Below are 18,693 nucleotides of genomic sequence, written 5' to 3' on the forward strand. Positions count from 1 at the left end.
ACATCTCCAAGCTCAAGGGCGCCGACGTCAGCACCCCCACCGGCGGCACCGGCGTGAGCGGCCTGATCCTCGACAACGCGCTGAAGAAGGGGGGGCTGGGCATCAACGACGTCAAGCTCTCCTCGCCGCTGGTCGGTCCCGACGCGCTGAACGCGCTCGCGAACGGCGCGGTCTCGCCCGCCTGGGTCTCCGCACCCCTCGAGGTCGAGGCCGCCAAGAACCCCGACCTCGTCCCGATCGCGGGCTACGCCCCGGGCGTGACCGGCACCGCCGTCATGGCCGGCCGGACGCTCCTCGACCGGCCCGAGGTCGCCGTCAAGTTCACCCAGGTGCTCAGCAAGGTCACCAAGGAACACCGCCAGGGCGACTACCGCAAGAACCCCGAGACGGTGCGCCTGCTCGCCGCCGCCGAGGAGGTCGACGCGTCCACGATCGAGAACTCCGCCCTCCTCGCCTTCGACCCGTCCTTTGAGCGCCCCGCTCCTGGACGGTGTCCGCGTGGTCGAGCTCGGCGGCATCGGACCCGTCCCGCACGCCGGCATGCTGCTCGCGTCCCTCGGCGCGGACGTCGTACGGATCGAACGACCCGGTGAGGAGCCGGACGCGCGGGCCTGGGACGCCACGCGCCGGGGGAGGACGGTCGTCTCCGCCGACCTCAAGTCGCCGGAGGACGTTCGACGAGTCCGCGATCTCGTCGCCGCCGCGGACGTGCTGGTCGAAAGGTTCCGCCCGGGTGTGGCCGAGCGGTGGGGCTCGGCCCCGACGAGCTCCGAACGCACAACCCGGGGCTGGGCTACGCCCGGGCACATGGCCGCGCGTTCGTCGCTCCGGAACGCCCCGGACGGCGTCCTGGCCGCAGCCGCCCCGCGCGAAGCCGGCGCCGAGGCGTCGTACCTGGCCCCATCGACCCATCTCCGGGCCGGCGAAGCTCTGCGCCGCTGGCACGAACCCGCTCGACTCGCCGCACCACAAGCCGTCCGCCCTCCAGGAAGCTGACGCCGAATCGTCACCGTCCCCGAGGCGCACACCTTCGACAACGCAGGATCACCACCTCGGCGGCCCCAAGGAGGCGGCGGCCGCGCCCGTCCGGGACCGGCCCACATCGAGAGAAGGGAGGCGGGAGAGCCGGTGGGCCACCTTGACGTCGGCGTGATCAGCCAGCCATGTTTCGGCCGGCCGCACCTTCTTTCGGTCTCAGATCTGGTTCCGTGCCGCCTGCGGGGCCGGGCCGCAGGGGCACGCCCCCTCGGCCGCACAGTGCAGCTCCGTCCCGCCGGGCTCTCCCTTCGCGGGCACCGGCGGCATACTGGTGAGCGCGCGCGATGGTGGAAGCCCGGTGGACGGTCCAGGTGTCGCCGCTGCATCGAGCCTCCGGCTCCGGGCGGACCGCGAATCGAGGAGTCTTGCGATGATGGACACGGGCGGCGAATCGCGCTCTTGTCCCGCTTGGTGCGTGGGAGAGCAGCGCCTTCCGTACTCAGGGCTCGATCTGCACTCGTTCCACCATCAGAGCCGTCCCCTGCATGCCGAGAACGCCGAGGTGTCGTATTCCTGCGCGGGGCCGGAGCCGGCCAGGGTGACGGTGGTGTTGCGGGCATCGGCCACCGGCCGGGGGAGCACGCACATCGCCGTGATCAAGCCGGATCACAACGGGTTGGTCCTGGAATTCTCCGCGCACGGGGCACGTCGGATGGGCGAGTGCCTCCGTGATCTGCCCGACTCTCTCAGCGCGAACAACATGCCGGAATGGCAACGGGCGAGGGGACGTCGACGCGCGAACTCCGTCATCACCGGCGACGGTCGGCGGGTCCATGCGCATCCCTGCCCAGAGTGGTGCCACGGAGACCATTTCGCGCCCGGCTCAAATATCGACTCGTCGTCGGCGTTCCGCCACGTGAGCCCTCTGTTCCAGCCGGTCCCGGCCACTACGTTCCCGTCGGCTGGCGGACCGGTCGCGCCCGCTCCGGATCGCGCGGGAGTCCTTCTCACCTCGCAGGTACCGCACCTGAGCAGCGAACCCGGCCTGACACGAGTCCAATTGAGCGACTTCGCCCGCCAGCATCCAGTCGAGATGACCTTCTCACTGGACGCGGCACGCCGGCTGGGCGACGTCCTGTGCGATCTGAGCGAGACGGTCGCCGACGCGGGGCCGTGATCGACTCCGGCCGCTCGTACCGCCTTCGTTCATGCCCTGAGAGCGAAGCCCCACCGAAGCCGGAGTGAATGAAGACGCCGTTTGGGTCCGTGGCCGGGGCGGCGGCCGCTGGAGCACAACTACAAGGTGAGTCGGCCGGTCAGGCGTTGAAGACGGCCTCGGAGCGGTCGCGGTTTTCGTGCAGGTCCCAGTACAGGGGAGCGATCTGCTCGGGCGTGGCCGTCGGGCCGCCTTCCGGACCGCCCTCACCGATCCACACGCCGATCACCACGTGACCGGCGTATACGCCGGTGCCCGCCAGTTCCTTGTTCAGGTTGATCACCCAGTTGCGCAGAGCCGCCTGGGCCGCGTTGGCGTTGCCGAACATCGGCACCGGGTCCACCGAGCCGCCGCCGGTGGTGAACAGCAGGGTCCCGGCGCCCGCCTCGCGCATCGCGGGCAGGACCGTCCGGGCGGCCGTGACGGCGCCGTAGAAGCCTTACTCGATCATCGGCTGCAGATTGTCCACCGTGACCTCCGAGGGAGCGGCCAGGGTGAGGCCGGGCACCGGGGAGTGCGGGGCGGGTGAATACTCCAGTACGTCGATGCCGCCGAAGCGGGCCTTGGCCGCGGCCAGGGCATCGGTCAGTGAGGCGCGATCGAGGATGTCCGCGGGGAACCCGGCGGCCGTGATGCCTTCCTTGCCGAGCTGATCGACGAGCGTTTCCAGCTTCTCCTTGGTACGGGCGATCAGGGCGACGTCGAAGCCGCGGCCGCCGAAGGTGCGGGCGACGGCCAGGCCCATGCCGGGGCCGGCGCCGACGATGGCGAGAGTGGGCATGGTCAGATTCCTTCCGTGTCGTGACCGCCGGGACATGCGGAGATCGGACGCCCGGCGGGCGTGTGGTTCAGGCGGTCGGTGTTCCCGACTCGGTTGTCCAGGACGCGGTAGGGGGTCAGGCCCTCGGCGGCGGCCATGCCTTCGATATCCGGTACGCCGGCCTGCCCGGGGACGGCGCCGTACTTGGCCAGCACATAGTCGCGGACGCTGAACGTGCGGTCCTCGGGCAGGCCACTGCCCAGAGGGAACGAGCGGTGGACCACCTCTACGTCGCCGCCGTGCTCGAATCGCTCCACGGCCCGATCCAACCGATGGCCGCCCAGGCCGCACCAGGGGCAGGTGATCTCAGACCAGATCTCTACCTTCATGGCCTGACCTCCAATTCCTACTGTTTGTTCGTAACGCCATTATGAGCCAGTATGGAAGGCGATACAAAAGGCACATCGGTGTGCGCGACGGAGAGGAACGGGCGCCATGCAGGACAGCGCGGGTATCGGGATGGCGGCTTCGGTCGGGCCGTGCGCGAGCATCCCCGCCGATCACATGGACTTCATCCGACAGGTGCTCGACCGGGTGGGCGACAAGTGGAGCATGCTGATCATCGCCGTCCTGGAGGGCGGGCCGATGCGCTACACCGACTTGCAGCGCCAGATCCCGGGCATCTCCCAGCGCATGCTGACCCACACCCTCCGCCGGCTCACAGAGGACGGGTTGATCAGCCGCACCGCCTACGCCGAGGTGCCACCGCGCGTCGAGTACGCGCTCGCCCCGCTCGGCGGCGGCCTGAACGAGATCGTCAAGCAGCTGATCGGTTGGGCGGCCGACCACCACGACGAGATCCGCGCCAACCGTTCCCGTGCCGGCGCCACCGCCTCCTCCGCGTCCCGGTCCTGACCTGCGACGGCCACCGACGCCGGACTGTGGTCGGCTTCGAACTGACGATCTCGTAGCGCGCCCGGGGCCGCTGACGGAAAAGCGTTGCTGCTTTCACGCGGTGATGGTCGGTCACTGGCGGGTGCGCACCTGCGCACGGCCTTTGGCCGTTTGGCGTGCCGGGTGGCCGCGGAGCCGCTCCCACCAGTCGCGATTTGCGCGGTACCACTCGACGGTGGAGGCGAGCGCGGTTCGGAAGTCGCGGGTCGGACGGTAGCCGAGTTCGGCGGCCGCTTTCGTGCAGTCCAGCGAGTAGCGCCGGTCGTGGCCCTTGCGGTCGGGGGTCCACTCGATCATTTCCGGACCCTTCCCGAAGAGGCCGAGAAGGGCGGTCGTGAGCTCCAGGTTGGTCACTTCGTTGCCCGCGCCCAGGTTGTAGACCTCGCCGGGCCTGCCGTGCTCCAGGACGAGCCGGATGCCGCGGCAGTTGTCGTCCACATGGAGCCAGTCGCGCGTGTTCAGGCCGTCGCCGTAGAGCGGGACCTTCCGGCCGAGCAGGAGATTGGTGACGAACAGGGGGATCACTTTCTCCGGGTGCTGGTACGGACCGTAGTTGTTCGAGGAGCGCGTGATCCGCACGTCCATCCCGTGGGTCCGGGCGTAGGACAGGCAGAGCATGTCCGCGCCCGCCTTGGTCGCGGCGTAGGGGGATGAAGGCCGTACCGGTGCGGCCTCCGTCCAGGAGCCGCTGTCGAGGGAGCCGTACACCTCGTCGGTCGAGACGTGCAGGAACGTGCCGATGCGGTGCCGCAGCGCGGCGTCGAGCAGGACCTGCGTTCCGGTGACGTTGCTCATCACGAAGGGGTACGCCCGGTCGATGGAGCGGTCGACATGGGACTCCGCGGCGAAGTGCACCACCGTGTCGTGGCCGCGCATGACCGTGTCCACGAGTGCGGCGTCGCAGATGTCGCCCCGGACGAAACGGACCCGCGGGTCGGCGAGGACGGACGCGAGCGTCGCCGCGTCGGCCGCGTAGGTCAGCTTGTCGAGCACGGTGACGCGCGCGACGTCCTCGGCCAGCAGGGTCCGGACGTACGCCGAGCCGACGAATCCCGCGCCGCCGGTCACCAGCACGTGCTCCGTCATGAGTCGACCACGCCCTCGATCCGTACGCTGCGATGGAATTTGCTATTGTATTTTAAAGTCACTGGTGTGCGTACTGCCAGTGGAGGGGCGGTAAGGCTGTTCGCTCCTGGCGAACAGGGCGGCCCCCTGGCGGTGCCGAGAGGAGCCCTCGTGTCCCTGCAGAAGCATCCCATGGTCGACGCCTGCGCCATCGATGATTCTGGGTGTACTCGCTGGTCGGATGAACTTTGGGGACGTCGGCCCGCTCGGCCGGCGCGCTCGGGGGCGCGGTGTCCGGACGTCGCTCCGGTGATCGTCCGGCGCGGTTTCGCCGGGCCTGGAGGGCGGCTGGCGTTCCTCGAGGCCCTTGACCCTTCACTATAGAAATTTATAGTGAAGCATCCATGGGTGTCCTCGGGACCGCGCGGCCGGGGCCGCCTCGGCACGACGAACTCAACAGACCCTGGAGGTGTCTGGCTTGAGCTCTCTCCGTGAGACCTACGAGTCCCTCAATCTCGAACCGAAGCCGATCCGGCCGCACATCCTGGCGGCGGCCACGGTCGTGTTCGGGGACGACTACTACGCCGGCCGGCGGGAGACCATCAACCTGTCCGGCTTCGTGCAGCTCAACAAGTGGCCCATGCCCGGGTTCGAGCACCGGGTGGACGAGAAGGGGCACGCCGAGCTGACCCTCGAGCTGGTCAGCGCGCCGGAGGTCGGCATCAAGGGCTACAGCTACGAGCTGGACGACAGGATCCAGGTCCTGTCCAACCCGTTCCTGCCCAACACCGGCCACGTGCGGCAGATCGTCCCCGGCAAGAACTTCCCCGCGGAGTTCTACATCCGCCGCTTCGGCATCCTGGAGACCAGCACGCTGCGGCTGGCGCACCGCAACGTCATCGACATCTACGGCGTGGCGGACGGCATCCCGCCGTACAAGAAGCCGCTCACGGGCCCCTACCTCGGGTCGCCGCGCGGCGACGGCCCGTTCGAGGTCGTCAAGGCGCCGAACGTGGTGGGCGGCACCACGCTGCCCGAGGCGTGGTACCCGGCCGACGACGAGAACAACCCGGTCGGCATCACCCCGACGGTGTTCTTCGCGGCCAGTGCCGGTCCGTGCATGTCGATGCTGGTCGACCCCTCCATGATCATGCAGGTGTCGATGGAGGGCTCGGTGGACGTCGAGGTCGACGGCCGTACCGAGACCATCGAGCTGGCCGGCGACTACCGCAAGGCGGCGGGCACCGAGATCCTGCTCTTCGGGCCGGAGAAGCACGACGGCGCCGGCGTGCTGGCGCAGATGGCCCGCGTCGCGATGGTCGGCACCTGCGAGGCGCTCGGCGGGCGGGTCATGCTGCGGGCGAGCTGGCCGCGGGTGTCCGGCGGGACCCTCGGCGAGGGCAACGAGGACAGCCTCAGCCGGGTCCGCTACCCCGCCGACCTGCACATCGACGCCGAGTTCGAGCTGGTCACGCCGCGGGGCAACCTGTACGCGGCCAGCCCGGTGCACGTGGCCGGCCGGCTGCGCGACCTCGAGCCCACCGGCACGGAACTGGCCATGGGCGGCGGCGACGCCCCGCTGGTCGGAACCGACGGCGACGTCAGGGCGCGCCTGAGCGGCGTCCGCCTGGTGATGCGCGACGCCCACGTCGGCGAGACGGCGGCGGTCAACATCTGAACCCGCCGCAGGGTCGCTTGACATGACCGAGGGGGTCGGTTCTGATGGTTGAAAAACCTATAGTTCTAGCCCCCGTGGAGGTTCCTTCCGGGCGTCGTCCCGGGACGCCCGGAAGGAACACGGCCCGGGACGGGAGGACGCTGTGGACCAGCGGCGGCTGCTGATGCACCAGGCCATGCTCGCCGACCGGCCGCGCGTGATCGCCTACGACCGCGCGCTGGAGAACACCGTCCGCGGCGGAGTGGTCGCCGACGTCGGCGCGGGCACCCTGGCGCTGTCCCTGCTGGCGCTGCGGCACGGCGCCGAGCACGTCTACGCGATCGAGGCCGACCCCGTCACGGCCGCCGTCGCCGCGACGGTCGCCGAGCAGAACGACCTCAAGGGGCGGCTCACGATCGTCCAGGGGGACGCCCGGGCCGTCCGGCTGCCGCGCAAGGCCGACGTCGTCGTCTCGGAGATGATGGGCAACCTCGGTCCCGAGGAGCAGATGATGGAGGTGCTCGGCGCCTTCAACCGCCGCAACCTCGCGCGCGGCGGCCACGTCGTCCCGAACCGGCTGGTCACGCACCTGGCGCCCATCGAGTTCGACCGGGAGGGCTGGGGGCTGTGGAGCGACGACTACTTCGGGTTCCGGCTCGACGCGGTGCGGGACCACGCGCACCCCGAGGCGCAGCTCTACTTCTTCCAGCGGCCGCCCCGGCTGCTCGGGGAGCCGGTGACGCTGGCCGACCACCGGCCCGGCGGCGCCCGCCCGGTGCGGCGGACCGCGCGGACCCTGAAGATCGACCGGCCCGGCCGGCTCCACGCCGTCGCCGGGTACTTCACCGCCACCCTGACCAAGGGGATCTCGCTGTCGAACATGCCGTCGTACCCCGGCTGCAACTGGGCGGTATGGGTCTGGCCGCTGCGGCACACGCCCGTCTCGGCGGGGGACGAACTCCGCGTCGAGGTGCGGCCGCCCGACGATGTCCGCCAGGTGACCGACTGGCGGCTGGACTGCGCTCTCAGCAAGAGGAGATGACGATGCCGTTCGCGGCCGGATCCGTGCGGGACATCCCCGTGCGCGCGCTCAAACTGTGCGGGCTGACCTGGACGGGCCAGCACCTGTGGTTCTCCGAGGCCGTCTCCAACCAGATCATGGAGCTGGACCCCGGGACCGGCGAGGTGACGCGCCGCATCCCGTGCCCGGGCGTCCGCACCGACCTGACCAGCATCGACGGCCGGCTCGTGCAGGTGGCGGGCGACCGCCGCGACCTGCGGGTCCTGCACCCGGAGACCGGCGACGTGCTGGCCGAGCGCCCCAACCCCAGGCCGCAGAACGTGCTGTGCGGCCTGGAGGCGACTCACCACGGGCTCTGGCTCGGCTACGAGGACCTGCGCACCATCGACCTGCGCGACCCCGCGGACCTGCGGCTCATCACGTCCTTCCAGGTGAACCGGCCGGTGGCGGGGATCACCGTCTCGGACGGCTTCGTCGCCTACGCCGACCACCACGGCGCGTCCATCAATCTCCTGGACCTGGAGCGGGGCGCCGAGGTCGCGTCGGTGTCGGTGCACGGCAACCCGACCGGGATCGCCTGGGACGGGAGCCTCATCTGGTACTGCGACTACACGACCCTGCAGCTGCGGGCCATCGAGATACCGGGAATGTCCCGTGCATGACGGGACGGTCCTCGGCCGGGCACCGTCGCTGGCGCTGCGGGCCCTGCGCGTCGCGGTCACGGTCGCGGCGATGTGCGCGCTAGCCCTGCCCCGCACCGCGCTGCACGCCGTGCGCGGCGACCGCGGCGCGGCGCGGACCCACCTGTACCGGCGTCTCACCGCCGTCCTCATGGCGCTCGGCCCGACGTTCGTCAAGGCCGGCCAGGTGCTGGGCACCCGCCGCGACGTCCTGCCCGCGGACCTGTGCGACGAACTGTCCCGGCTGCAGGACTCGGTGGCGCCGGTGAGTCCCGCCGAGGCCCGCCGCGCGCTCCGCGAGGTCTACGCGGACGTGCCCTCCCCGGCGGACGGGACGTCCGGTCGCGTCGCACGTGCGCCCGGGCCGGCGGCCGCGGCGCCGTTCGCCGAGTTCGACGCGCGGGCGGTGGCGGCCGGCAGCGTCGCGTGCGTCTACGCGGCCTCCCTCCCGGACGGCCGCAGGGTCGCGGTCAAGCTGCGGCGCCCCGGGATCGTCCGGGTGATGCGCGACGACCTGGCGCTGATCAGGGGCGGGGCGCGCCTGGCGGCGCGGCTTCCGCCGCTGCGCGGGATGCCGGTGACCGAGGTCGTCCACAACATGTGCGAGGCGGTGATCGGGCAGCTCGACTTCACCCGGGAGGCGGAGAGCCTCGCCCGGCTGCGCGACGCCCTGACGCCCGTGCCGCGCGTCTGGGTGCCGCGGGTGCACCCCGACGAGTGCCGGCCCGCCTGCATCGTCATGGACTTCATCCCCGATCTCGACATCGACGCCGCCGCGGCGTGCCCGCCGGCGATGCGCCGCAGGTTCGCCGAATCCGCGCTGACCGCCGTCTACCGGATGCTGTTCGTCACCGGTTTCGTGCATTGCGACATGCACCCGGGCAACCTCTACTTCACCCGCGACGGTCAGGTCGTCGTGCTGGACGCGGGGTTCAGCGTGCAGCTGAGCGACCGGCTGCGCCGCCTGTTCGCCGAGTTCTTCCTCAACATGGCGACCGGCCGGGGCCGCCGCTGCGCCGAGATCGTCGTGGAGAGCGCGGCGGGCGTCCGTCCGGACGCCGACCTGGAGGGCTTCCTCACCCGCATGGCGGACCTCGTGGAACGCAGCCACGGGCTCCCGGCCCGCGAGTTCAGCCTGATCGCGTTCGCCGCCGAGATGTTCGACCTGCAGCGGCGCTTCGGGATCCACGCCGCGGCCGAGCTGATCTTTCCGCTGCTGTCGCTGCTGGTGATCGAAGGCGCCATCCGCGACCTGGACCCCGACATCGACTTCCAGGAAACCGCCAAGCCGGTGCTCAACCTCGGGCTGTTCGGCGCCCGCGCCGGCTGAACCCGCGGGGACCGGGGGAGGAGAACCAGCCCATGACCATGGACGCACTGGGCCTGCACAGCGTGTTCCGCGCCTTCCTCGGGGACCCGCGCGGCGCCGTCCTGGACCTCGGGTGCACGGTGCCGGAGCTGCGGCACTGGGCGCCGGACGGCGGCGCCGCCTACACGGGCGTCCCCCTCGCGGACCTGGAACACTGGTCCGGAGCCGGGCTCGGCACGTTCGACCTGGTGGTCTCCTGGATGGCGCTGCACCGCGTCCGCAACATCGCCCGGCTCCTGGAGACGGCCCGCCACCACACGGCGGTGGACGGACGGCTGGTGCTGGCCGTCCCGCATCCCCTGGTCACGGCCGCCCCGCGCCCGTCACCGGACGGGGAGTCCGGCGCGGCGGCGGACGACGGCGCGCGGCGGGGCTACCTCGACGAGGGCGAGCGCACCTGGGACGGCGCGACGATCTGGCACCGCACGCTGGAGGGCTACCTGTACGAGCTGCGCGTCTGCGGGTTCGCCCTGGTGGAACTGTCCGAGGGACGGCCGATGCGGGGCGCCCCCGACGGCGGGACGGGGCCCGTGCCACACCGGGTGATGTTCCGGTGCCGAAGAGCCACCGGCTGATTCAGATTCCTATAGCCTGCCGGTATCGTTCCCGATACTGGACGGAGGACGCCCGGTGGGCGATCTCACCGAGGCACGGCCGCTGTGGCCGGCCGGGGCCGGAACCGAACACGTCGAGGCGAGGCGAAGGCTGCTGGCCGCCGAGAAGGAGTTGCTCGCGCAGGCCGAGCGGGTGTCCGCCGCGCGGCGCGCCCTGCCGCCGGGGCCGGTCCTGCCCGACTACAGCCTGGCCGAGGGGCCGCGGGACCTCGCCGAGGACGAGCCCGTGACGGCGCGTGCCCTGAGCGAACTGTTCGGCGAGCACGACGCGCTCGTCGTCTACCACCTCATGTTCGCGCCCGACGCGGACGAGGCGTGCCCCATGTGCTCGATGTGGGTCGACGGCTTCAACGGCGTCGTCCACCACGTCGAACGCCGGGCGGCCTTCGCCGTCGTCGCCAAGGCGCCGCTGCCGAAGCTGCGCGCCTGGGGACGCCGGCGCGGGTGGAACCGGGTGCGCCTGCTGTCCGCTCACGACAGCGCGTTCAACGGCGACCTCGCGGTGGAGGGGCCGGACGGCGCGCAGCGGCCGGGCCTGAGCGTGTTCGACCGCGCCGGCGACCGGGTGCGCCACCGGTACACGATGCAGGCCAGCGTCGACGCGGAGCTGCCCGAACGCGGCATCGACCTGCTGTCGCCCGTCTGGCAGGTCCTTGACCTGGTGCCGGCCGGCCGCGGTGACTGGTACGCCGCCAACGACTACGTGGCGTCGCCCACGAGCTGAGGCCGGCGTCGGCGGGCGCGACCGGCGTCCCCGCCGCGCCCGCCGGGCGGGATCACTCCGGGGGGTCCAGCCAGATGTTGGTGATGTCGAAGAACTCGATCTGCGGCACGTGGACGGGGTTGCGGACGCGCTTGCCGTGGTAGCGGGACGTCATGGCCGCGAACGACAGGATGGGCACGACCGGCAGGTCGTCCATGATCAGGACGTCGACCCGGTGCCACAGTTCTTCGGCCGCCTCCGGGTCGGGCTCCTGCAGGGCCTGCTCGATCAACGCGTCGACCTCCGGGTTGCTGTAGCCGCCGTAGTTGGTCGTTCCGGGGACGTCGTTGGTCTGGAACAGCGGCTGGACGATCACGCGTCCGTTGTTGCCGAACCAGTCGGGGGTGAAGCCGGGTTCGGCGATGTCCCACGCGCCCGCCCGTCCGGCCTCCGGGTCCGACAGGGCCGACCCGTAGTACTCGGCCTGGGTGTAGTAGCGCCAGTCGAGGGTGACGCCGATCTTCTCCAGCCGCGCGGCGATGCACTCCATGACCTTGAGGTGGATGCCGATCTTGCGGACGGCGGCGACGAGCGTGAGTCCCTCGCCGTATCCGGCGTCGACCAGCAGCTCGCGGGCCTTGGCCAGGTCGCCGCGTGATCCGGGGGTCGGGTACGGGTCGTAGCCGCGGTGGCCGATGCTCCCCGCCGGGATGACCGACCCCAGCGGCTGATTGGGCGCGTCCAGTTCGTCCAGGATCTCCCCGACGGCGACCTTGTCGACGGCGTAGGCGATGGCCTTGCGAACCCGCGGGTCGCCGGTGGCGCGTCCGGCATTGGGGCTGCGCAGGTTGAAGACCAGATAGGGGTTGAGGGCGAAACCCGGGTAGCTGCGCGGCGGCGCGTCCTGGCCGGGCTTGGGCCGGTCCCACGACACGGCCGTGTAGGACCAGGCGAGGTCGACCTTGCCCGCGTCCATCAGCCGTTCCATCTCCGGGACGGGCACGTCGGCGACCTCGATCTCGATGCGGTCGACGTACTGGCCCCGGATCACGTCGGTCTCCTGGCGCCACACGGGGTTCCGTTCCATCCGGATCTCCAAGCCGTCGTCGGCGTAATGGACGAGCCGGTAGGGCGCGCAGGACAGGGTGTTGCGGCGGAACTCCATGCTGTCGGGGACGTAGGCGTCGTACTCGACCGGGACGGGGGCGGTGAAGCCGGTCGCCAGGATGTTGAGGAAGTCGTTGGCGGGGCGCAGGAGCCGGAACTCCAGGGTCTTGTCGTCGAGCGCGCGCAGCCCGGAGATGGCGTGCGAGTTCTGGAACGCGGCCATCGCGGCGGCGGTCGGCTCGACGCCGGCGAAGGCGTCCCGGTAGGCGTCGCAGTACTCGCGCATGCCCTCGATCGTGCTGGTGAAGTACGTCAGCGCGCCGGCGCCCGAGACCGGGTTGGGCAGCCGCTTGAAGCCGCGGACGACGTCGTGCGCGGTGACCTCCCGGGGCGGGCGGGAGTCCCACAGCACCCCGTCGCGGAGCCGGACGGTGTAGGTCCGCCGGTCCGCGCTCACCCCGCCGTTCTCCACGGTGGGGATCTCCGCCGCGAGGTCGGGGGCGGGGGTGAACGCCCTGCCGGGATCGGACAGGTCGTCCTGGGCGGGATAGGCGAACAAGTGCCGGGCCAGCGCGCGCAGGATCTGCGCGGAGGTGGCGTAGTACGCGCTGGCGGTGTCGATGTGGTCGACGCCGCCGGGCCCCCGGAGCCGCAGGGTTCCGCCGTACCGGGGGGTTCCGGGGCGTGCGGGGGGCGCTGACGCGGTGCTGGTCATCGTTTCTCCCATCCGAGTCGTTGCTATATGATTATCAAGTTGCCGAGATAAGATGGCAATACGCCGTCCTGGTGCGCGGAGGGAGTCGTCGAGGTGGCCGACCGCGATCGGGCTTGCCGGGACCTGCGGCGGCTGGCCGCCTACCACGTCACCGTTGAGCTGGGAGAACGCCACGGCTCGCGGAGCCGGGAGGCTCCCCTCGAACGGGCCCGCATCGTGCTGGACGAGGATTTCTGCCGCGAGGTCGCCGCTTACTACCAGCGGGCTCCGCGTCGCCGGGAAAGCCCCGAGCTGCTCCGAAGCTACGAAATACTCAAGAAGAACAACCTGCTGCTGTACCGGTCCGTCCGCGCCGCGGGCTTCGCCGTGGAACCGTGGCGCGGCGACGGCCCGCCCTACCGCGACTCGCGGGACCTGCGCGAGCGCGTCACCGCCACGCGCCGCCTCCGGGTCCTGGCGACCGCCGCGGCCCACGGCCCCCCGTCCGACACCGGCCCGCACCCGCTGCGCGAGCCGTCCGGCGTGCGGGTGCGCCGGTACGAGTTCCTGCACAACGACCTGTTCCGCGCCGTCCACGACCTGTTCGGGCACGTGATGGCCGGATACGGCTTCGGCCCCGCGGGGGAGCTCGCGGCCACGCGCGTCCAGGGGCGGCTGTACCCGGCGGAGGCGTGGCCCGCCCTGTTCACCGAGCAGATCGGGCAGACCTGCTGGTTCTTCTACGGGCCGCACCGCTCGGTTCCGGCGCCCCGGCGCCCATACCCCGAACAGAAGGTGTTCGCCTTCCCCGATTCGTTCCTGGACGCGTTCGCCGGCCTGTTCCGGCCTGAGGAGGACCCCGGATGACCGACGTCAGAGACGACTTCCCGATCCTGCGGACCACCGTGGACGGCGCGCAGCCGGTCTACCTCGACAACGCGGCGACGACGCAGAAACCGGCGCGGGTGCTGGACGCGATCGTCGACCACTACGCCACCGCCACGGCCAACATCGGCCGCAGCCATCACGCCCTCGCCCGGCGGGCCACCGAGCGGTACGAGGCGGCGCGGGCGGCGGTGCAGGAGGCGCTGGGCGCCGGCCACCCCGACGAGATCGTCTTCACCGGCGGCACCACCGACGGGATCAACCTGCTGGCCGAGACCTTCGGCCGGGAGCGGGTCGGCGCGGGGGACGTCGTGGTCGTGGGCGGCATGGAGCACAACTCCAACCTGCTGCCGTGGCGGCGCCTGTGCGAGCGGACGGGCGCGCGCCTGGCGGTCGCCCCCGTCGACGAGCGCGGCCGGATCGACCGGGCGGGTTTCGCCGCCTGCCTCGGCCCCCGCACCCGGCTGGCCGCAGTGGCGCACGTGTCGAACGTCCTCGGCACGGTCAATCCCGTCCGGGAGCTGATCGGCGACGCCCACCGGGCCGGCGTCCCCGTGGTGGTGGACGGGGCGCAGGCCGTGCCGCACATGCCGGTGGACGTGCGCGAACTGGACGCCGACTTCTACTGCTTCTCCGCGCACAAGGTCTACGGCCCCACCGGCGTCGGCGTCCTGTACGGGCGGCGCGACCTGCTCGCCGGGCTGCCGCCGTACCGGGTCGGCGGCGGGACGGTGAAGGGCGTGTCCCGCGACGAGCCGGTGCGGTACGTCCCGGCGCCCGCGCGGCTGGAGGCGGGCACACCGGACGTCGCCGGTGCGGTGGGGCTGGCGGCCGCGCTCGGCTACGTCGCCGGCATCGGATGGGACGACGTCCGCGAGCACGACGCGAAGCTCGTGCACCACGCGGTCACGGCGCTGCGCAAGGTCCCGGGCGTGCGGGTCGTCGGCGCCCCCGAGGAGACCCCGAGCGGCATCGTCTCCTTCGTCGTCGAGGGCCTCCACCCGTACGACGTCGGCGGGCACCTGGACCGGCACGGGGTGGCGGTGCGCTGCGGCGTCCACTGCGCCAGCACGTTCCTGGACGACCTCGGCCTGCTCGGCACGGTGCGCCTGTCGTTCGCCGTCTACAACACCGTCGAGGAGATCGAGCGGGCCGTCGACCTGCTGCATTCGGTGCGGCCGGGCGTGTGGACGCTCGAGCACCCCACGACGCGGTTCCTGTGATCATGCGGTTCGACACCAAGCTGGTGCGGCTCGGGCAGGAGGCCGTAGACGGCACGGGCGACGTGGTCCCCCCGATCCACGTCGCGGCGACGTACGAGCGGCGCGTCCAGGATCCGCCCCGCTACTTCTACGGGCGCGGCGAGAACCCGACCCGTGAGGCCCTGGAACGCTGCTTGGCCGGTCTGGAGGACGCGCGCTCCGCGACCGCGTTCGCCTCCGGCCAGGCGGCGGCCGCGACCGTGCTCTCCCTGCTGGAACCGGGGTCGCGGCTGGTGGCCTCCGACGACGTCTACGGCGGCACCCGCGCGCTGTTCGCCCTGCTCGCCCGGCAGGGCGTCACCGTCCGGCACGCCGACCTCGGCGACGCCGCCGCGCTGGACGCGACGTTCGCGGAGGAGGCGGCGATGGTGTGGATCGAGACGCCGACCAACCCGCTGCTGAAGATCACGGACGTGGCGGAGGTGTCGCGGCGCGCGCATGAGCGCGGCGCGCTGGTGGTGGTCGACAACACCTTCGCGGGGCCGGCGCTGCAGCGGCCGCTGCGGCTCGGCGCGGACGTCACGCTGTACAGCACCACCAAGTCGATCGCCGGGCACTCCGACGTGCTGGGCGGCGCGCTGGTCTGCGACGACGACCGGCTGCACCGGGCGTTCACCGAGCATCGCGCGACGACCGGGGCGGTGCCCGGCCCGTTCGACTGCTTCCTGGTGCACCGCGGCCTGAAGACGCTGTCGCTGCGCACCGCACGGCAGGTGGACAACGCGCGGGCGATCGTCGAGGCGCTGTGCGCGTCGCCCCGGGTGGGCCGGGTGTACTACCCGGGGCTCGCGGGCCATCGCGGGCACGCGGTGGCCGCCCGGCAGATGGCGGCGCCCGGCTCGATCGTCGGCTTCGAGTACCTCGGCGACCCGGTGCGGCTGATGGACCGGCTCGAGCTCTATACGTGCGCGGTCAGCCTCGGCGGAGTGCGCTCGCTCGTCGAGTGCCCGGCCCTGATGACCCACGCGAACGTCCCGCCGCGCACCCGCGCCGAGCTGGGCATCGGCGACGGGCTGGTCCGCGTCTCGGCGGGGATCGAGGACCCGGCGGACCTGGTGGCCGATCTGGAGGCCGCGTTGCGGCAGGAGGAGGAACCGGACCGATGACCGACGGAGCGACGACCTGGCTGGACGGCGGCGTCGCCACCGAACTGCAGCGCACCGGCCTGCCCATGCGCGCGCCCTGGTGGACGACGCTGGCGCTCAACACCGAGGCGCGGCGGGACGGTCTGCGGCGGGTGCACGAGCGGTACCTGGCGGCGGGGGCCGACGTGATCACCGCGAACAGCTTTCGCTGCAACCGGCGGGCGCTGGAGCGGATCGGGCTGGACACCGCCGGCCTCACGTGGATGGTGCACGCGGCGGTGGGGGTGGCGCGGGCCGCGCGCGGCGCCGCCCGGGCCCGCGTCGCCGGCTCGATGGCCCCGGTCGAGGACTGCTACCGGCCCGACCTGGTGCCACCGGACGCGCAACTGCGGGACGAGCACCGGTGGCTGGCCACGGAGCTGGTGCGGGCCGGCGTCGACCTCGTCCTCGTCGAGACGATGAACACCGCGCGGGAGGCGCGGATCGCGCTCGAGGAGGTGCAGGCGGCCGGCGGACGGGCCTGGGTGTCGTTCGTGTGCGGCGACGGCGCGCGGCTGCTGTCGGGCGAGCCGCTCGCGGCCGCGGCCGCCGCGGCGGAACGCGACGGTGCCGAGGCCGTCCTGGTCAACTGCTCCGCGCCGTCCGACGCCGAGCGCGCCCTCGCCGAACTCCGCGACGCCTGTTCGGGGCCGGTCGGCGTCTCTCCCGGGATCGAGGAGCGCGGCGCGCCGGACCGCTGGACGCACGTCGACCGGTACGTACCGCCCGCGCTGTCGCCGGACGAGTTCGCCGACCTGCTGCACGGATGGCGGGACAAGTTCGCGCCCGAGATCCTCGGCGGCTGTTGCGGCACCACCCCCGACCATCTGGCGGCGGCGACTACCCGCTCGCCCGGACGGCCGTACCCGGCAGACGACGCCCGGCGGCGCCGGTAGGCGTCCCGGAGATGACCCGGAAGACGAGGAGGCGGTGGGCATGACCGTTCGGCGGCCGGATTCCCGGTCCGTGAAGGACGAGCAGCGCGAGACCTGGGACGCCGTCAGCCCGGGATGGGAGCGGACGCTGGCGACGTTCGAGCGCGGGGCGGCCGCGGTCACCCGGCGGCTGCTGGAGCTCGGCGGGGTGCGGCCCGGGCACGCCGTCCTCGATGTCGCGACCGGCCTGGGCGAGCCCGCGCTGAGCGCGGCGAGCGTCGTCGGGCCGTCCGGGCGCGTCCTGGGCATCGACATCTCCCCGCGGATGCTGGAGGCGGCCCGGCGGCGCGCCGCCGGTGCCGGCAACGTCGAGTTCGCCGTCGCCGACGCGGAGGCCCCGGGCCTCCCGCCCGGCTCCTTCGACGTCGTGCTCAGCCGGTGGGGCCTGATGTTCGCCGTCGACCACGGTGCTCTCTTCCGCTCCCTGGCCCGGCTGCTGCGACCCGGGGGAGTGCTCGCGGCGGCGCTCTGGGCGCCGCCGGCCCGGGTGCCCATGATGGCGCTCGGCCACGCCGCGGTCAGGGAACGGCTGCGGCTTCCCCCGCCGCCGCCGGGGACGCCGGGACCCTTCAGCATGGCCGAGGCCGGGACGCTGGCCGCGGAGGTGCGGCGCGCCGGATTCGCCGAGGTGTCGGTGACCGAGCACGTGGTGCCGTTCCGAGTGGCGTCCCCGCAGGAGTACGCCGAGTTCGCCAGGGCGGTGATGCCGCCGGGCCTGCTGCGGGCGGTGCGGGAGGCGTTCGGGTCGGCGGACGATCCCGGCACGTGGGCGGCGGTGGCGGCGGCCGCCGAGCGGTACCGTTCGGGCGACGGCGGGCTCCTCCTGCCGTCCACCGCCCTGCTCCTGCGGGCGGCGCGGCCGGAGGACGCGGCGGCGGGCGCGGCGGGCGGGGACGCGTGAGCGCGGCGTCGCCGGTGACCGGGGTGGTGCTGGCCGGGGGCAGGGGCACCCGGCTGGCGCCGCTCACCGCCCGGACGAGCAAGCAGTTGCTGCCGGTCGCGGGACGGCCGCTGGTGGCCCGGGTGATCGACCAGCTCGTCCGCGCGGGCGTCCGCGACGTCCTGCTGGTGATCGACGAGCGGCACGCGTCGGGATTCCTGGACGCCCTGCGGGACGGCCGCGAGCTGGGCCTGCGCAGCCTCGCCTACGTCTGGCAGCCGTCGTCGGCCGGCGGGATGCCGTCGGCGATCGCCCGGGTCGAGCACCACGTGCGCACCGACGGACTGCTGGTGGCCTGCGGCGACGTGCTCATCGAGGGGGCGCTGCGACCCGCGGTGACCGCGTTCGCGAGCCGCCCGGACGGGGCGCGGATCGTCGCGGCGCGGGTGCCGGACACCGCGGCGCAGACGTCGCTGACGGTGCGCGGCGACCGGGTCGTCGCCCTGGGCGACAAGGACCCGGATCGGCACGAACCCGGGCTGATCGACCTCGGCTGCTACCTCTACCACCGCGACGTGTTCGACGAGATCCGCACGCTGCGCCCGTCGGCGCGCGGCGAGACCGAGATCTGGGACCTCAACCGCCGGTACGCGCGACGCGGCGAGCTGGCCGTGACCGAGGTCGCCGGGTGGTGGTCCGACGTGGGCGGCGGTCTGGACGCCTACCGCGCCGCGGACGCCCGGTACGCCGCGACGGGGACGCCCGAACCCGACCCATCCATACTTTAAA

General features: G+C 72.4%; 21 protein-coding genes. 16 read left to right on the forward strand and 5 right to left on the reverse strand.

Going from position 1 to position 18,693, the window contains the following annotated elements; genetic code table 11:
* The first annotated feature begins 53 nt into the window (after window positions 1-53).
* From AB0L25_RS14930 to AB0L25_RS14940, 3 genes are all read left to right on the forward strand, one after another.
* Window positions 54-593, forward strand: a complete 540-nt coding sequence (locus tag AB0L25_RS14930) for a substrate-binding domain-containing protein (protein WP_500172175.1) — start codon at window positions 54-56, stop codon at window positions 591-593.
* The gene (locus tag AB0L25_RS14935) at window positions 541-996 is read left to right on the forward strand and encodes a CoA transferase (RefSeq protein WP_500172177.1); all 456 of its coding nucleotides are present in this window, start codon (window positions 541-543) and stop codon (window positions 994-996) included. The genes AB0L25_RS14930 and AB0L25_RS14935 overlap by 53 nt, the downstream gene beginning before the upstream one ends.
* A 412-nt stretch (window positions 997-1,408) precedes the next feature.
* Complete coding sequence (locus AB0L25_RS14940) at window positions 1,409-2,155, forward strand: hypothetical protein (protein WP_500172179.1); 747 nt, start codon at window positions 1,409-1,411, stop codon at window positions 2,153-2,155.
* A 139-nt stretch (window positions 2,156-2,294) separates the two neighbouring features.
* On the opposite strand, the gene AB0L25_RS14945 is transcribed toward AB0L25_RS14940, so the two are convergent.
* The 3 genes from AB0L25_RS14945 to AB0L25_RS14955 are packed head-to-tail and all read right to left on the reverse strand — an operon-like array spanning window position 2,295 to window position 3,343.
* Complete coding sequence (locus AB0L25_RS14945) at window positions 2,295-2,588, reverse strand: SDR family oxidoreductase (protein WP_500172181.1); 294 nt, start codon at window positions 2,586-2,588, stop codon at window positions 2,295-2,297.
* Between the two features lie 45 nt (window positions 2,589-2,633).
* Window positions 2,634-2,975, reverse strand: a complete 342-nt coding sequence (locus AB0L25_RS14950) for an SDR family NAD(P)-dependent oxidoreductase (RefSeq protein ID WP_500172183.1) — start codon at window positions 2,973-2,975, stop codon at window positions 2,634-2,636.
* A gap of 2 nt (window positions 2,976-2,977) precedes the next feature.
* Window positions 2,978-3,343: a DsbA family protein gene (locus AB0L25_RS14955; RefSeq protein WP_500172185.1), complete on the reverse strand. Its 366-nt coding sequence runs from the start codon at window positions 3,341-3,343 to the stop codon at window positions 2,978-2,980.
* Between the two features lie 175 nt (window positions 3,344-3,518).
* Here AB0L25_RS14955 and AB0L25_RS14960 point away from each other — a divergent pair, with 175 nt between their 5' ends.
* Complete coding sequence (locus tag AB0L25_RS14960) at window positions 3,519-3,869, forward strand: winged helix-turn-helix transcriptional regulator (RefSeq protein ID WP_500172187.1); 351 nt, start codon at window positions 3,519-3,521, stop codon at window positions 3,867-3,869.
* Between the two features lie 111 nt (window positions 3,870-3,980).
* Here the strand turns inward: AB0L25_RS14960 and rfbB are convergent, their stop codons facing one another.
* Window positions 3,981-4,994, reverse strand: a complete 1,014-nt coding sequence (gene rfbB / locus AB0L25_RS14965; RefSeq protein ID WP_500172189.1) for a dTDP-glucose 4,6-dehydratase — start codon at window positions 4,992-4,994, stop codon at window positions 3,981-3,983.
* Between the two features lie 457 nt (window positions 4,995-5,451).
* On the opposite strand from rfbB, the gene AB0L25_RS14970 reads away from it, so the two are divergent.
* The 6 genes from AB0L25_RS14970 to AB0L25_RS14995 all read left to right on the forward strand — a co-directional run bounded on the left by AB0L25_RS14970 (window position 5,452) and on the right by AB0L25_RS14995 (window position 11,038).
* Window positions 5,452-6,651 (forward strand): DUF6004 family protein, encoded by a 1,200-nt coding sequence (locus AB0L25_RS14970; RefSeq protein WP_500172191.1) that lies wholly within the window; start codon window positions 5,452-5,454, stop codon window positions 6,649-6,651.
* A gap of 142 nt (window positions 6,652-6,793) precedes the next feature.
* Window positions 6,794-7,672 carry a class I SAM-dependent methyltransferase gene (locus AB0L25_RS14975; protein ID WP_500172193.1) on the forward strand — a complete coding sequence of 293 codons (879 nt, stop codon included), beginning with the start codon at window positions 6,794-6,796 and terminating at the stop codon, window positions 7,670-7,672.
* 2 nt (window positions 7,673-7,674) lie between these two features.
* Window positions 7,675-8,313 carry a YncE family protein gene (locus AB0L25_RS14980; protein WP_500172195.1) on the forward strand — a complete coding sequence of 213 codons (639 nt, stop codon included), beginning with the start codon at window positions 7,675-7,677 and terminating at the stop codon, window positions 8,311-8,313.
* Window positions 8,306-9,661 carry an ABC1 kinase family protein gene (locus AB0L25_RS14985; protein WP_500172197.1) on the forward strand — a complete coding sequence of 452 codons (1,356 nt, stop codon included), beginning with the start codon at window positions 8,306-8,308 and terminating at the stop codon, window positions 9,659-9,661. Before AB0L25_RS14980 ends, AB0L25_RS14985 begins: the two co-directional genes overlap by 8 nt.
* Window positions 9,662-9,693: 32 nt before the next feature.
* Window positions 9,694-10,275 carry a methyltransferase domain-containing protein gene (locus AB0L25_RS14990; RefSeq protein WP_500172199.1) on the forward strand — a complete coding sequence of 194 codons (582 nt, stop codon included), beginning with the start codon at window positions 9,694-9,696 and terminating at the stop codon, window positions 10,273-10,275.
* Window positions 10,276-10,330: 55 nt separating this feature from the next.
* Window positions 10,331-11,038: a DUF899 family protein gene (locus AB0L25_RS14995; RefSeq protein WP_500172201.1), complete on the forward strand. Its 708-nt coding sequence runs from the start codon at window positions 10,331-10,333 to the stop codon at window positions 11,036-11,038.
* Between the two features lie 52 nt (window positions 11,039-11,090).
* Here the strand turns inward: AB0L25_RS14995 and AB0L25_RS15000 are convergent, their stop codons facing one another.
* Window positions 11,091-12,839 (reverse strand): ABC transporter substrate-binding protein, encoded by a 1,749-nt coding sequence (locus AB0L25_RS15000; RefSeq protein WP_500172202.1) that lies wholly within the window; start codon window positions 12,837-12,839, stop codon window positions 11,091-11,093.
* A gap of 93 nt (window positions 12,840-12,932) precedes the next feature.
* Between AB0L25_RS15000 and AB0L25_RS15005 the strand changes: the two genes are divergently transcribed.
* From AB0L25_RS15005 to AB0L25_RS15030, 6 genes are read left to right on the forward strand one after another with little or no spacing between them, the layout of a single operon-like run.
* Window positions 12,933-13,685, forward strand: a complete 753-nt coding sequence (locus AB0L25_RS15005) for a hypothetical protein (RefSeq protein WP_500172204.1) — start codon at window positions 12,933-12,935, stop codon at window positions 13,683-13,685.
* Window positions 13,682-14,926 (forward strand): aminotransferase class V-fold PLP-dependent enzyme, encoded by a 1,245-nt coding sequence (locus tag AB0L25_RS15010; protein WP_500172207.1) that lies wholly within the window; start codon window positions 13,682-13,684, stop codon window positions 14,924-14,926. Before AB0L25_RS15005 ends, AB0L25_RS15010 begins: the two co-directional genes overlap by 4 nt.
* Window positions 14,927-14,928: 2 nt before the next feature.
* Window positions 14,929-16,071 carry a trans-sulfuration enzyme family protein gene (locus AB0L25_RS15015; protein WP_500172209.1) on the forward strand — a complete coding sequence of 381 codons (1,143 nt, stop codon included), beginning with the start codon at window positions 14,929-14,931 and terminating at the stop codon, window positions 16,069-16,071.
* Window positions 16,068-16,985: a homocysteine S-methyltransferase family protein gene (locus AB0L25_RS15020; RefSeq protein ID WP_500172210.1), complete on the forward strand. Its 918-nt coding sequence runs from the start codon at window positions 16,068-16,070 to the stop codon at window positions 16,983-16,985. Before AB0L25_RS15015 ends, AB0L25_RS15020 begins: the two co-directional genes overlap by 4 nt.
* A 40-nt stretch (window positions 16,986-17,025) precedes the next feature.
* Window positions 17,026-17,925, forward strand: coding sequence for a class I SAM-dependent methyltransferase (locus AB0L25_RS15025; RefSeq protein ID WP_500172212.1), 900 nt, complete (start codon window positions 17,026-17,028; stop codon window positions 17,923-17,925).
* The gene (locus AB0L25_RS15030) at window positions 17,922-18,692 is read left to right on the forward strand and encodes a sugar phosphate nucleotidyltransferase (protein ID WP_500172214.1); all 771 of its coding nucleotides are present in this window, start codon (window positions 17,922-17,924) and stop codon (window positions 18,690-18,692) included. The genes AB0L25_RS15025 and AB0L25_RS15030 overlap by 4 nt, the downstream gene beginning before the upstream one ends.
* Window position 18,693 lies beyond the last annotated feature (1 nt).

The sequence above is a fragment of the Spirillospora sp. NPDC052242 genome, assembly GCF_040679555.1.
GTDB lineage: Bacteria > Actinomycetota > Actinomycetes > Streptosporangiales > Streptosporangiaceae > Spirillospora.